We start from the raw sequence: 13,189 nt of genomic DNA, 5'->3' as shown, positions 1-13,189 counted from the left end.
CGCCCGCCGGGCCCGTCCTGCCTGCCCGCCTTGTCGGCCTACCCGCTTGCCGGTCCCGTTCGTTCGTTCGTTCGTCAGAATCGTTGCTCTGTCCCCCGGGTGCGGTGGTAAACACCCGGGGGAGCGAACCTGGGCATTCCCGCCTGTGGGTCTGATCGACGAGTGCCGACGCGACCACCCCGCCGGCGCGTCGCCCGCGGACGTGCCGCCCGCGGACGTGCCGTCCGGTGGGACGGTCGCCGTGTGTGCCGTCATGGCCGCGCCGCGTGAGCGTGAGGCGCTGGTGGACGAGCCGGCCGCTTGAACGCGTCACCCGCTGGACGCTCCGAGCGTCGCCGGAACCGGGCCCAGCTGCTGGGCGTGGCGGGGCGACTCGCAGTCCCTGCGTATCGACGGCGACTCCGAGATCGTCGAGCGGCTCATCGCCGGGGACCCGGACGCGTAGGGTCGGGCTTCGAACTCCTTGCTGCGGCCGGGCCGGACGTGGTCACAGCGCCCCGGCCTGCGCCGCCGCCCAAGCGGACGGGAACAGCGCACGCCAGCCCAGGTCCCGGCGGGCGGCCGCGGTCGACACCTGTCCCTCCCACGGGTCGAACTCCGCCCCGGGCGCCGAAGTGCCGGGGTGGGTACGGCCGTTGAGGACGTGCAGGTCCCAGGCGGTCAGCGGCGCGTCGTCCGACACGTTGTAGGTGCGGCCCTCGATTCCCGGGGTCACCGCCGCCCGCCACAGCGCCTGCGCCACGTCCGCGTGGTGGACCACCGCCAGCCGCTGGTGGGCCGGCCAGTGCGCGGCCCAGTGCAGCGACTGCGCCAGGTGCGGATCTCCCTCCCCGTACACGAACGCCAGCCGGGCCACCACCAGCGGCAGTTCGTCCGCGAGTTCGCGCAGCCCCGCCTCGGCCTGGGCCTTGGATTGCGCGTACACCCCCCACGCCGGGTCGGGCGCGAGAGCGTCCTCCTCCACGGCGGGGCGCCCCAGCCCCCGCCCGTACACCAGGTTGGTGCTGGTGTGCACGAACCTGGCCACCCCGGCCTTCGCGGCCTCCCGGCCCAGCGCGATCGCCGCGTCCCGGTTCACCGCCCACGCCTGCTCGTCCGGCACCCCGCGCAGCGCCGCCGCCACGTTCAGGACCACGTCGGCGCCCGCCAGCGCCCGCGCCCGGTCGGCGGGTTCGCACACGTCCCCGACCACCGTCTCCACCCCGTCCAGCCCCAGCCCCAGCGCCTGCGCCTTGGCCGCGTCCCGCACCAGCACCCGCACCGAGCCACCCTCGGCCCCGGCCCACCGTGCCAGGCGCGGCACCAGACGCCGCCCCACCGAACCGGTCGCCCCCGTCACCAGGATCTTCGTCATGCTTGCTTCCCCTCACTGGAGTTGTGCTCTCCGACATGCATCAGCCTGCCCGCCGTGCCCTGCCGGCGACAGAGACCCGCCGATCCAGGGACTGGCGATCCCTGGTTGAGCACCCGCACCGCGGCGGGGCCGGTACGGGTGGGGTGTCGCGGACCGGGCCGTTACGGATGCGGCGGTGCGAGGGCCTTGCGCGGGTCGCGCGCGAGCGCGGCGGCGACGGGCCCGGCGACGGTGTGCCGTGTCGTCCGACACCTCGGCCCGCTGCCGGCGCTGGAAGCCGCTGCACGCCCGCTCCCGTGTCTGGAGCGGCTGCGGGGGCACTTCCCGCCTGGCGTCCGGTCGTGCCCCCGCACCGGCCCTACCGCCCCGCCGCCCGGTGGGGCTCCCTCGCCCGGTCGCCGGCGTGTGTCCGCCCGGGGACGCCGGCATGTTGTCGGGGTGTGGGGCCGGCTGTGTAGGGGGGTGTCAGCCGAGGGCGCCGGTGAGGGCGTGGGCGAGTACGGTGTCGAACCGGTCGTGGGGGTCCTCGGGTGCGCGTCGCTGACCGACCAGGTCCAGCCATACGTCCGCGAAGTCGACCTCGGCCTCTTCGCCCGGGCGTTTGGCCTGCGGGACCGTGCCGTCGAGGTGGCGGCGGCCCTCCCTGGCCTCCAGGAGCAGCTCCGGTCGCCGTTTGCGCAGGTAGTCCCGCACCGTCGAATACGCCGCGAGCTCGAAGTCGTGCTCGGCCGCAAGCCGCTCCAGGACCCGGTCGATGGTGTGCCGCTGCTTGCCCGGCGCCATCAGGTCCTCGCGCAGCATCGCGTCGATGAAACCCTTCACCGGCTCCAGCGCGTTCTTGCGCGGCGGCGGCTTCTTCCGCTTCGCCGGCACCGGGGAACCAGCGCCTTCGCGACCGTGTTCCGCGACACCCGGTACCGCTGGGCAAGCTCCCGCCCCGACAGCGTCGGCTCCAGGCGCTTGTCCCGGCGAATGCGCTAGAAGATCCACTCACGCGACCTGTACACACCGGTCTCCTGACACGACCGTGATCAACAAGCAAAGCGTGAGCGGCCAAGCAGCCCATTATGCCGAAAGCGGTATGTCGCACCATCACGCCGGGTGGCTCCCAATCTCAGGTTCTGGCTCAACTTCCGTGGTCTGCGCACGATGAGTGACGACGTACCGATGCGGTAGGCGTCGGGAAGTTGCCCGGATCTCACTGGTGGCCGAGTCGTGGTGGCTGACAGTGCGGGACCGTGGATGATCTGGTGCCCCGGTTGGAGGGGCTGCTGTTTCCGTCGGTCGCGGGTGTGACGGTACTGTCGGACGACGTGGACATCTAGTCGGTGAACGTACCAAGTCTGCGGCGGTGGGGAACAGTTCTCCGGGGTGCGGGGGTTAGTCCACCTGGGTGCACAGCTCCTACCTGCGGTTTCCCGTCGACGGTCCGGTTGGGGGATGCGGGTCCGGCTGAGCTTGCAGGTGCGGCGCTTTGTGTGCGGCGACCTGTCGTGCGGGCGGCGGACCTTCGTTGAGCAGATCGAAGGGCTGACGCGGCGCCACAGCCGATGGACCGAGCAGTTGCGGGCCACGCTCGCCTCGGTCGGTCTGGCGCTGGCCGGGCGGGCCGGCGCGCGGCTGGCCACCGTGTTCGGGGTCTCGGTGAGCCGGAGCACGGTGCTGCGGCTGGTCGAGGAGCTTCCCGATCCGCAGCCGCCGGCCCCGCGGGTGGTCGGCGTCGACGAGTACGCGACGCGCAAGGGCCGTGCCTTTGGGACGGTGCTGGTCGACGCTGAGACCCGCCGACCGGTGGGCCTGCTGCCCGACCGGGAGGCGTCGAGCCTGGCGGGTGGCTGGTCGAGCGGCCGGGCGTCGAGGTCGTCTGCCGCGACCGCGCACCGTTCTTCACCGCGGCCCGCCACCACCGGTGCACCGCAGGCAGTCCAGGTCGCGGACCACTGCCACCTGTGGCACAACCTCAGCGAAGCGACCGAGCGGGCCGTCGCTTCCCACCAGAAGTGTCTGCATGTCACAACTCCGCTGGCCAGTCGAACCGTTACTGCCGGGTCCGCAGACCGGGAGGAGAACGTGGATCAGCCCTGTCCGACAGGCCACCGGTTCGCCGACCGGACTCGGGCCCGGCACGCCGAGGTGCACGCCCTGCTGGCCGCGGGGCACAGTCAGCGCGCCGTCCAGCGGCAACTCGGCATGAACTGGCGCACGGTTAAGGCCCTGGCCGACGCCGCGAGTCCGGAGGAGCTCTTTCGGGGTCAGTGGCAGGGCCGCCCATCCGTCCTGGACGAGTACAAGCCCTACCTGGACGATCGCTGGAACGAGGGCTGCACCAACGCCTGGAAGCTCTGGGAGGAGATCGTCCCGCTCGGCTACAGAGGCAGCTACCAGCGCGTCCGCGCCTACCTATGGCAGAAGCGGACCTCACCGCGCCCCGTGACCGCGCAGCCGCGGTCACCTCGCACCGTCGCTGGCTGGATCCTCCGGCAGCCCACGACGCTCTCGGAGGCCGAACAGCTCCAGCTCAAGACCGTCCTGGCCCACTGCCCCAAACTCGACGCACTGACCCGGAACGTGCGCTCCTTCGCCGTCATGCTCACCGAGCGCCAGGGCGAGCGCCTCCCGGAATGGCTCAACGCGGTCCGTCAGGACAACCTGCCCAGCCTCCACACCCCTACCGCCGGAATCGACCGAGACCGGGACGCCGTCATCGCCGGTCTCACTCTGCCCTGGAACCCCGGCATCGTTGAAGGTCATGCCAGCCGGATCATTCTGTGGAATCAGCTCTGTCAAGCAGCGGTCGTCATCCGGTGGCTGTCATGGTCTGCTGTGTGGCCGCTACTCGGGCAGTGGCCTCTTCAACCTGGCGTCGGCCAGATTCGCCTCGGCTCCAGATGAACGCGCGCCAACGACGTGGCGCGTCGCTGCTCCAGTTCCGGAACTCCTCAACCGCGACGTTGTCGGACAGCCGCCATCGGATGGTGTTGCCTGATGCATCGGGGATGTCGGTGAGGCCGTCGAGTTGCTCGGCGAGTGCGAAGCTGTCGACCTCGGCGGCGGTGCGGTCCCAGGTCGAGACCGTGTCGGTGAGAGCGTGGGATTCGATGAGAGCCGGGATGGACGGGGCGATTTCGAGGAACGTGCCGCCTCCATCGTCCACTCCGACTCGTCCGTCCGTGTGCACCAGGTAGCGCACTGGGGAGGACACACGTTCCCCGAACCAATCGAAGTACCAGCCGTCGGCGGCGCCGGGCCACATGCTCTGGCCCAGGTCGTAGTGCCAGTCGCGAAGTACCTCGCGGCGTTCGCCCTCGACGGTGTAGCTGCTTCGCACTTGGTAACGGAGTCCGCCGTACTTCTGCTCGAATCCCTCCCGGCGGATCACGAGCATCATGGGCGTGGGAATCAACTGGCCGAAGCAGTCCCGGATCCGCAGGAACTCGGTGGAGAGCCGAGGTTCCTGCGGATCATCCCGCCGGCCGGTTCGTTCAAGCAGACTCTTCGCACGAGAGGAAAGACCGGTGAGGTCATCCAGGATGTGCATCCTGCACTTCTTTTCCCAAGACAGGGGCATGGATTCGCGGGACCGCACGATACCCGGTCGAGGCGGTTCGGTGCAGGTGGAACCCCAGTTGCCGTGACCGTCGTGGGTTCAGCATTGACCTCCCGGACCGCACTCTCGGGGACGGGTGGTCACGTTGACGACCGGCAGTAGTGTCGTGGTAGCTGGGACGCCGATCTGACGCAGCGTAGGCCCTGCTGGCGTGGGGATATCGGTGAGCCGTTCCAGCAGCTGGTCCAGAGCGGCCTGGCCGTCGCCGACGGCGACGCGTTCGTCGTCGGTGAGCGGGATGGCCGCGAGCATCTTCTGCAGGTTCTCCTTCGCCTCCAGCAACTGGCCCTTGCTGGAGCTCTTCGGCGTATAGAAGTCGCAGCGCGCGCAGGCCATCCGGCGCTGGCACTGCTCGAAGAAGGTGTAGGTGCACCAGCCGTGGCCCAGGTCGAAGTACTGCCAGGGCTCACCGCCGGCGGCAGCACCGGTGGTGATCGCGTCGCGGTCGACGAGGACCTCGATGGTGCGCACGTTGCGCTCGAAGTAGCCGGCTTCGGAGTAGGCCTTGGACAGGGTGATGGGTGTGATCTTCGCGTAGTACCGGGTGGATTGCGGGGAGCGGTGTCCGAGCCAGGCCTGCAGCTCGAACAGGGTCATCGGCTCTTTGGCGTTGTAGAGCTGGCTAGCGATGGTGGACCGGGCACGGTGGCCGGTGATGTTGCCGCGGACATCGGCGGCCGGGACTCCGGCCTTGCGGCAGAGCATCGGGATGACGGTGTTGTTGATGTAGCTGGTGGAGACGCGGCGGGCCCGGATCGCGAACAGCGGGTCGACCAGCTCGCCGGTGCGGCGGTCGGTGAACTTCGGCTGGTCGGGGCGGGCGGCCTGCCAGGCGTCGACGGCCTGGGCGAGGATCGGGTCGACCGGTTTGGTGAAGGCGGTGCCGGTCTTGTGGGTGGGGACGTCGAGCAGGCAGACCGCGTCGCGGGCAAGGACCTGCTGCGAGTTGCCGGCGATCGCTGTCCCGTCGTGCTGCCAGCGGATGCAGCCCACCTTCAACCGGGCGACCTCGTTGCTGCGTTGTCCGGAGAACAGCCAGGTCAGTGTGACCGCGCGGACCAGTTCGAAAGGGCAGAAGTGCCCGGAGCGGGTCTGGGGGAGGTCGGCGGGTTCCAGGTTCAGGCCCGCCCACAACAGTTTCGCCCAGACCTCGTCGGCGATCACCCTGGGGTCGGGCCCGAGGAGGGCGGTGATGCTGCGGGGGATGGCCCACGCGCGAACGGGGTCGAAGCGGCGGGGCAGCCACTCCCATTCCTGGCAATCGGGGAAGAACGTTCGCAGCGCGGTGATCTGCCCGGCCTTGCTGGGAGCCTCCAGCGGCTTGCCGAGACGGTCCCCCAGCCCGATCGTGCGCTGGACGTAGTCGCCGACCTTCATCCGGTCCAGCGCGGCGATCCACGAAGCGCAGGTCTGCCGGGTCCAGTCGGCCGGATCTGCGACGTCGGGCTGTTCGGCGGCGATCCACCGGCCGACCTTGAGCAGGTTCGAGCGGACGCCGCCGCGAACGCGCGGGGTCAGCGTCGAGGTGGCGTGCCAGCGGTCGGCCCACTGTTCCCAGATCGGCGCGCCGCCACTGGCCCGGGCCGAGTGGCGACCGGTGCCGGGACGCGGAGGATCACAGAATCCGAGTTCGGCGACCGCCTGCTGCATCGCGTGCAGCGTGTTCAGCCGACTGCCCTCCAGCAGCCCGTCACGGCGGACCCGGTCGAACAGCGCGGTGTCCAGATATTCAAGATGCGGGCTGCGGTTGAGCAGGATCAGCTGGCAGGCCACCATCAGCAGCAGGGCGTCCTCGTCCCGGCCGAGCCGGTAGCCCCAGGCGGTCGGGACCGTGCGGAGTCGTGCGACCTCGCCGTTGAGGCGGTCGCGTCCGAAGATCCGCCAGGCCAGGGTCAGCCTCTGGAAGCCGCCGAGCCGGTGGAACTCGTTGAAGCCACCGAGCAGGTAGGCGTGAGTCGCGAGATAGGGGCGGACCTGGTCGCCTGCCCGGGTTGGCGCGTGCTGGCGGAACTCGGCCTGAGTGCGGCCGAGCAGGTGGAACCGTTCCTCCTCGGTCCAGCCCCAGAAGGTCCTGCCGGTCTCCGCGCACCGCGTCAGCAGCACCGCGACCACGTCGAGCATGGCCCGTCGGCGGTGCGGGGTGGGCGGGGAGTCCAGTGCGGCGTTGACCGCCTCCAGCGAACCCAGCAGCCGGGAGATCACGCGCCAGCCCGGCGCGGACGGGTCGTAGTACTGCAGTCGCCGCAGATTGCGCACGCCCAGGTCGGCCAAGGCCCTGGCCTCGGCGGGTCGCACGGCCACCGGGGCGTTGTCCCGGGGCGGGGAGATCGGCCAGGACCAGCGTTCGGCCCCCCTCGGCGGCGACGGCTGGCAGTGGTGCGGTCACCTCAACACCTCCGCCGTCGCGCTGTCCGTGGACGTGAGCATCTGTGTTCGCCAGGCATGAATGTGCTTCATGCCGCGGGCCAACTTGTCGGCCAGGTCCCGGCCGGACAGGTGGATGTACTGGAGCGTGGAGTCGGTGTTGCGGTGGCCGGCGAAGGTCGCGATCGCGTGCAACTCCCAGCCCATCCGGGCCAGATCGGTCAGACACAGGTGCCGGGTGGTGTGGGTCGAGAACCGCGGGACCCCGGCGGCCAGGGCGATCCGGCGGACCACCTTCGACCAGGTCCACAGGGTCAGCGGCTGTCCATGGTTGCGCCGGGACTCCGACAGGAACAGCGGCCCCCTGGCCCGGCTGATCGTGGCCCGGTGGGCGAGGTAGGCCGACATCAGCACGCTGGTCGACGCCGAGTACGGCACCACCCGCTCCAGCCGGTTCTTCGTCGTCTCCGCCCGCACCCTCAGCGTCCGGTGGGCCGGATCAAGGTCGTCGGTCCGCAGCGAGCAGCTCCTCTCGCCGCAGCGCGGCATCGTAGGCCAGGGCCAGCATCACCCGGTTGCGGACCGGCTCCTCCCGCGCGACCTGCAGGATCCCCAGCCACTGCTGTTCACTGGGGATCCACGGCAGCTTCGTCAGCCGCGGCACCAGCCCGCGCTGCTGCCCGCCCCTCTGGCGCCCCGGGGTGTAGCGGCCCCGGCCCACCGGGTTCGACTCGCGCAGAACCTCCTCCATGAGGAAGTCGTAGAACAGGCGGACCGGCACCAGGCGCTGCTGGATGGTGGCGTTCGCCAGTCCCGCCCCCGAGTCGATCGAGACCACATTGGCCCCTCGACGGTGAGGCCGAGAGGTCAATTCTCTTACGTAGAACGCTATATGTGCGCGACTCGCGGTGACCGGGTCGACGTTCTCCCGTTCGCACATCAGCAGATACTCGGCCAGCCCGCGAGTGTAGGCATCGATCGTTCTCGGCCCGACCGAGATCAGTCCAGATCTGCAGCCACACCGCCGCCTGTTCGTGCCGGCCCAGCACCGGCCACTTCTCCATCAGCACCGTCGCGCCGCTCAAGCCATCTCCCAAGTCCGTGGTTGCACCGGAGAGACATGATCACCCGGCAGATTCCACGTAACTTTTAAGATGCTCAAGCGCCAGATGTTCGGCCGCGCAGGGTTTCAACTTCTACGCAAGCGCGTGCTGCTGGCGTGACCACAGGGCACGGACCCGAGTGGGGCTCGCATTGAGCGGGCTGCGACAACACAAGTACACCGCTCACTCGAAAACGCTGTAGCTTCGGCCTGTGACCGACAGCCCGAGCCAAACCGACGCCGCCTTGCCGGACGAGCTCCCGCATCACCGAACGTTCCTGGACGAGACGGACTGGGCATCACTGGCCACCCCGTGCGGGACAGGCGAAACCCTTCCGGTGGCGCTGGCACGCCTGCTGGATCCCGATCCGGGCATTAGAGCTGCGGCCGTCGTCGACGCCCTTGGGTCAGTGACCCACCAGAACAGCATCTACGAAACCACCGTGCCCGTAGCGCTGTACGTGGCAGCCATTCTCAACCATCCAGCCACCGCGACAGGCGATGATGGCCAGGATGCGAACCAGGCACCGCGTCGTCCCACCCGCGCGGCACTCCTGGACTGGCTCGGCAGCACCGCCTACGACGCCGACGACGATAACGTGGCCGCTGGCGAACGCCACTGCGGCAAAGATTTTCTCGACGACTACCAGGAGATGCGAGCGTTTCGCGACCTGCGTCCACTGCTCTACTCCGCTGTCCAGTCTCTCCTCGGCAACGACGACGCGGAGGTACGCGCCGCAGCCGTCATTGCCGCCATCCCTTTGGTGGAGCACCCCGCTCTCGCTCTGTACCGAGGAGAGTTGACCGACCGAGCCCGCGATCTGCTGGCCACCAGCACGGACCGCTACAAGCGCGACCGTGCCTTTGACGCGCTGAAGGCGTGGGGGCATGACACGAGTGACATGGAGAACGCGGATGACCTGACCGCCCGTGAACTTCGGGCCCGTCGCATAGGCGACCGCGATTCCTGGGCGGGTGGTTACGCCGCAGAACCGCCGTTCTGACCCAAGGATCGGGAGGGCTCCAGCCCCGGTCGATCTGGGCGTAGCTGCATCACAGAAGTTGAGCCAGAACCCAATCTCACCGCCCGACCGCTGGCTCCCGGAACCACCGCCTCACCGGCTCTACTTCAACCCGCCAGAAACAGCCGGGGTCCGTCGGGGTCCGTCGGGGTGTGTCAGAGTCCGCCGGCGACGCGCAGGATCGCTCCGGTCGCGTAGGAGGCGTCGGGGGACAGGAGCCAGGAGACGGCCGCGGCGATCTCCTCCGGCTGGCCCGCGCGGCCCATCGGGATGGAGTCCGCGACCTTGGCGGGGCGTTCGGGGTCCTGGTGGAAGTCGGTCCAGATGGTGCCGGGGGCGACGGCGTTGACGCGGATGCCCTGCGCGGTGACCTCCTTCGACAGGCCCACGGTCAGGGCGTCGACGGCGGCCTTGGCGGCCGCGTAGTGGACGTACTGTCCCGGGCTGCCGAGAGTGGCCGCGGCCGAGGAGATGTTGACGATTCCTCCGCCGCCCGTGCGCTGCATGTCCTTCACGGCGCGCCGCGCGCAGAGCAGGTACCCGAGGACGTTGACGTCCAGGGCCCTGCGGATCCCGGCCGCGTCGGCGTCCGCCAGCCGTCCGTTCGGGCCGCTGGTGCCGGCGTTGTTCACCAGGGCGGTGACGGGGCCCAGCCGCGCGGCCCGGTCGAAGAGGTCCTCGACGTCCCTCTCCTCAGCGGTGTCCACCCGGACGGTCAGGCAGGTGCGGCCGCGGTCACGGACCTGCGCCGCGACGGCCTGTGCTGCGGCGGTGTCCGAGTGGTAGCCGAGGACGATGTCGTGGCCCTCGCCGGCCAGGCGTCGGCAGATCGCCGCGCCGATGCCGCGGCTCGCGCCGGTGACCACGGTGACGGGCTGTGTCGTCATGTCAGTTCCCCAGGGGTGTGTGCGGGTTTCGAGTGGCCGAAACGCTCCCGGTACTCGCCGGGGGCGATGCCGACGCGGCGGTGGAAGGTGCGGCGCATGGTCTCGGCGGTGCCGAAGCCCAGGCGGCGGGCGAGCGCGGCCACCGGCTCGTCGGTCTCGGTGAGGGCGCGGCGGGCCGCCTCCACCCGTACCCGTTCGACGTAGGCGCCCGGTCCCGTGCCGATCTCGGCGGCGAAGCGCCGCTGCAGGTGCCGCGGACTCAGACCGGCCCGGGCCGCCAGCTCCGCGAGGCCGTGCCGCCCGCCGGGGTCGTCCTGGATGGCCCGTACGGCGGTGCGCACCGGCCCGGGGGCGGGCTGCGCCGACCACAGCGGGACGCTGAACTGCGACTGGTTGCCGGGCCGTCGCAGGTACAGCACCATCTCGCGGGCCGCCGCCAGCGCCAGCTCCGGCCCGTGGTCGTCCTCGACGAGGGCGAGCGCGAGGTCCATGCCGGCGCTGACGCCGGCCGAGGTCCACACCGGGCCGTCCCTGATGAAGATCGGGTCGCAGTCCACGGTCAGCTCGGGGTGTTCCTCGGCGAGCTGGCGCTCGCGGGCCCAGTGCGTGGTGACGCGCCGTCCGGCGAGGAAGCCGGTGGCCGCCAGGAGCAGCGCGCCGCTGCACACCGAGGCCACCCGCCGGGCGCCGAAGGCCGCCGCGGCGGTCCAGGCGACCAGCGCGGGGTCGCGGCGCGCGTCGTTGACGCCGGGGCCGCCGATCACGACCAGGGTGTCCAGCCCTTCGGGGGCGAGGTCCCCGATCCCGTGCGTGGCGAGCATCGTCAGCCCGCCGCTGGAGCGGACCGCGCCGGCACGGGGGGCCACCACCGGGCAGTCGTAGCCACCGACCGCCTCCCGCGCGTAATGGAACACCGCATGGGGGCCGACCAGGTCGACCGACTGGAACCCCTCGAACACCACGAACACCACCTGACGCATGCCTGCCAGGCTGCCCAAGCGGCGGCGACGGCGTCAACGACGAGCACCCCACCGATCGCGCCACGCCCCGCGCTGTGCCGGGGGGCTAGACGGCGCGCAGCAGGAGGCGGCCGTGGCGGAAGCGTTCGCCCTCGCCGGGTTCGCGCAGCAGGCGGGCGTTCTCGGCGAGGCCGGCCTCGCGGGCGAGGGCGGCGAGGTGGTCGACGGGCCAGCGGTAGGCGGTGGTCACCTTGTGGTCGAAGGCCGTCACCGGGGCGCCCTCGGACTCGAAGAAGCCCAGCAGCGCGTACCCGCCCGGGGCCAGCACGCGGCGGAACTCCGCCAGGTAGGAGGGCAGTTGCTCCGGCGGGGTGTGGATGAGGGAGTACCAGGACACCACCCCGCCCAGCTCCCCGTCGCCCGCCTCCAGCGCGCCCATCGAGCCGACCTCGAAGCGCAGCTGCGGGTGGGTACGGCGGGCGATGCCGACGAGCGCGGGGGAGAGGTCGACGCCGAAGGCGTCCAGGCCCCACTCCGTCAGGGCCGCCGTCAGGTAGCCGGGGCCGCAGCCCAGGTCCGCCACCGTGGCGGGGCCGGCCTCGCGCACCAGGTCGGCGAAGGCGTTGACGAAGCAGCGGTCCAGCGGCAGGCGGGCCAGGCCGTCCTTGACGAGGTCTGCGTAGCGCTCGGCCAGGGAGTCGTAGGCGGCGGCGGTCGTGTGCAGGTACGCCGATGACGAGGAGTACGGCGAGGAGTATGGCGAGGATTCGGACACGGGGGACGACCCTAGCGGCCCGGATCACAACCTGGGACTGGTACTCGCTGGCTTCTGTCTCTGCTGCTGGTCATGCTGGGTTTTATGGTTGATCGTGGTGGTCTTGCGGATTTCCTTGGTCGTGCTCGTGCTCGTGTTTCCCCTGCTGATGTGGGTTTGCCGCCGGGGGTGAGGCGTCGTATTCCTGGGTTGCGTCGGGAGGAGGTGGCGGGGTTGGGTGGTTTGTCGGTGGATTATTACGCGCGGTTGGAGCAGGGGCGTGGTCCGCAGCCGTCGGCGCAGTTGTTGGTGGCGTTGGGGCGGGCGTTGCGGTTGAGTGAGGACGAGCGTGATCATCTGTTCCGTCTGGCTGGTCATGAGCCGCCGGGTCGGTGGGGGGTGTTGGCGCATGTGCGTCCTGGGTTGTTGTTGATCCTGGATCGTCTGTGCGATGTGCCGGCGCAGGTGGTGTCGGATGTGGGGGATGTGTTGGCGCAGAACGCGATGGCGGGCGCGGTGTTCGGGGAGGTGGGTGGGTCGGGGCGGCGCAATCTGTTGTTGCGTTGGTTCGCGGAGCCGGCGAGTCGGGTGTTGTTTCCGGTGGAGGATCACGAGGGGTTGGCGCGGGCGCATGTGGCGTCGTTGCGGGCGGCGTGTGCGGCGCGTCCGGGGGATCGGCGGGTGGGTGAGTTGCTGGCCGAGCTTGTGGCGACGGGGGAGGAGTTCGCCGCGTGTTGGGAGCGGCACGAGGTGGCGGTGCGGCGTAGTGGGCGTAAGCGGGTGTTGCACCCGGTGGTGGGGGAGTTGGAGCTGGAGTGTGAGGTGCTGGTGGCCGGTGGGCAGGATCAGTTGCTGTTGGTGTACACGGCCGCGGTAGGCAGCGAGAGCGCGTCGCGGCTGGAGCTGCTGCGGGTGGTCGGTGCTGGTGTGTGACGCCCCTCCGTGACCCGCCCCGGCCGGGTGGGCCCGCCGTGGTCTGCCCAGGCCCGCCGTGACCTGCCCCGGCCGGGTGGGCCCGCCGTGGTCTGCCCAGGCCCGCCGTGACCTGCCCCGGCCGGGTGGGCCCGGTGGGCCCGGTGTGACCTGGCCTGGCCCGGTGTGATCTGCGGTGTGTGTGTTTGCGGCTGCGGTGTGTCGGGG

At 70.6% G+C, this 13,189-nt stretch carries 12 protein-coding genes; 3 read left to right on the top strand and 9 right to left on the bottom strand.

Annotation, left to right across the window (positions count from 1 at the left end):
- Nucleotides 1–487: 487 nt before the first annotated feature.
- Together ACZ58X_RS00060 and ACZ58X_RS00055 are read right to left on the bottom strand one after the other, a co-directional pair.
- Nucleotides 488–1,354 (bottom strand): NAD-dependent epimerase/dehydratase family protein, encoded by an 867-nt coding sequence (locus tag ACZ58X_RS00060; protein WP_470331363.1) that lies wholly within the window; start codon nt 1,352–1,354, stop codon nt 488–490.
- Nucleotides 1,355–1,819: 465 nt separating this feature from the next.
- Complete coding sequence (locus ACZ58X_RS00055) at nt 1,820–2,227, bottom strand: hypothetical protein (RefSeq protein WP_470331362.1); 408 nt, start codon at nt 2,225–2,227, stop codon at nt 1,820–1,822.
- Nucleotides 2,228–2,794: 567 nt separating this feature from the next.
- Between ACZ58X_RS00055 and ACZ58X_RS00050 the strand changes: the two genes are divergently transcribed.
- Nucleotides 2,795–4,246 (top strand): ISL3 family transposase, encoded by a 1,452-nt coding sequence (locus tag ACZ58X_RS00050; RefSeq protein WP_470331361.1) that lies wholly within the window; start codon nt 2,795–2,797, stop codon nt 4,244–4,246.
- Here the strand turns inward: ACZ58X_RS00050 and ACZ58X_RS00045 are convergent.
- The 4 genes from ACZ58X_RS00045 to ACZ58X_RS00030 form a co-directional block, all read right to left on the bottom strand.
- Nucleotides 4,152–4,892, bottom strand: coding sequence for a hypothetical protein (locus tag ACZ58X_RS00045; RefSeq protein WP_470331360.1), 741 nt, complete (start codon nt 4,890–4,892; stop codon nt 4,152–4,154). The two genes, ACZ58X_RS00050 and ACZ58X_RS00045, sit on opposite strands and share 95 nt — an antisense overlap.
- Nucleotides 4,893–5,000: 108 nt before the next feature.
- Complete coding sequence (locus tag ACZ58X_RS00040; protein WP_470331359.1) at nt 5,001–7,262, bottom strand: tyrosine-type recombinase/integrase; 2,262 nt, start codon at nt 7,260–7,262, stop codon at nt 5,001–5,003.
- An 81-nt stretch (nt 7,263–7,343) separates the two neighbouring features.
- Nucleotides 7,344–7,802: a tyrosine-type recombinase/integrase gene (locus ACZ58X_RS00035; protein ID WP_470331358.1), complete on the bottom strand. Its 459-nt coding sequence runs from the start codon at nt 7,800–7,802 to the stop codon at nt 7,344–7,346.
- Nucleotides 7,803–7,824: 22 nt separating this feature from the next.
- Nucleotides 7,825–8,163 (bottom strand): hypothetical protein, encoded by a 339-nt coding sequence (locus ACZ58X_RS00030; RefSeq protein WP_470331357.1) that lies wholly within the window; start codon nt 8,161–8,163, stop codon nt 7,825–7,827.
- Between the two features lie 476 nt (nt 8,164–8,639).
- Between ACZ58X_RS00030 and ACZ58X_RS00025 the strand changes: the two genes are divergently transcribed.
- Nucleotides 8,640–9,431: a hypothetical protein gene (locus ACZ58X_RS00025; protein ID WP_470331356.1), complete on the top strand. Its 792-nt coding sequence runs from the start codon at nt 8,640–8,642 to the stop codon at nt 9,429–9,431.
- A 173-nt stretch (nt 9,432–9,604) separates the two neighbouring features.
- Here ACZ58X_RS00025 and ACZ58X_RS00020 read toward each other — a convergent pair whose 3' ends face one another.
- From ACZ58X_RS00020 to ACZ58X_RS00010, 3 genes are all read right to left on the bottom strand, one after another.
- A complete protein-coding gene (locus ACZ58X_RS00020) occupies nt 9,605–10,336 on the bottom strand; it encodes an SDR family oxidoreductase (RefSeq protein WP_470331355.1) in 732 nt (243 codons plus the stop codon).
- Nucleotides 10,333–11,316 (bottom strand): GlxA family transcriptional regulator, encoded by a 984-nt coding sequence (locus tag ACZ58X_RS00015; RefSeq protein WP_470331354.1) that lies wholly within the window; start codon nt 11,314–11,316, stop codon nt 10,333–10,335. Before ACZ58X_RS00015 ends, ACZ58X_RS00020 begins: the two co-directional genes overlap by 4 nt.
- A gap of 85 nt (nt 11,317–11,401) precedes the next feature.
- Nucleotides 11,402–12,070, bottom strand: a complete 669-nt coding sequence (locus ACZ58X_RS00010) for a class I SAM-dependent methyltransferase (protein ID WP_470331353.1) — start codon at nt 12,068–12,070, stop codon at nt 11,402–11,404.
- Nucleotides 12,071–12,154: 84 nt separating this feature from the next.
- Here ACZ58X_RS00010 and ACZ58X_RS00005 point away from each other — a divergent pair, with 84 nt between their 5' ends.
- On the top strand, nt 12,155–12,982 hold the full coding sequence (locus ACZ58X_RS00005; protein ID WP_470331352.1) for a helix-turn-helix transcriptional regulator: 828 nt from the start codon (nt 12,155–12,157) through the stop codon (nt 12,980–12,982).
- Nucleotides 12,983–13,189: the final 207 nt, after the last annotated feature.

This window comes from Kitasatospora sp. NPDC040550, from assembly GCF_055594965.1.
The sequence above is the reverse complement of the archived record's forward strand: the minus strand, read 5'-3'. Positions and strand labels throughout refer to the sequence as shown.

Excerpts from the sequence above, each read along its gene's own strand:
- ACZ58X_RS00060 (WP_470331363.1), bottom strand. The coding sequence starts at position 1,354 with ATGACGAAGATCCTGGTGACGGGGGCGACCGGTTCGGTGGGGCGGCGT.
- ACZ58X_RS00020 (WP_470331355.1), bottom strand. The coding sequence starts at position 10,336 with ATGACGACACAGCCCGTCACCGTGGTCACCGGCGCGAGCCGCGGCATC.
- ACZ58X_RS00005 (WP_470331352.1), top strand. The coding sequence starts at position 12,155 with ATGGTTGATCGTGGTGGTCTTGCGGATTTCCTTGGTCGTGCTCGTGCT.
- ACZ58X_RS00015 (WP_470331354.1), bottom strand. The coding sequence starts at position 11,316 with ATGCGTCAGGTGGTGTTCGTGGTGTTCGAGGGGTTCCAGTCGGTCGAC.
- ACZ58X_RS00050 (WP_470331361.1), top strand. The coding sequence starts at position 2,795 with ATGCGGGTCCGGCTGAGCTTGCAGGTGCGGCGCTTTGTGTGCGGCGAC.
- ACZ58X_RS00045 (WP_470331360.1), bottom strand. The coding sequence starts at position 4,892 with ATGCACATCCTGGATGACCTCACCGGTCTTTCCTCTCGTGCGAAGAGT.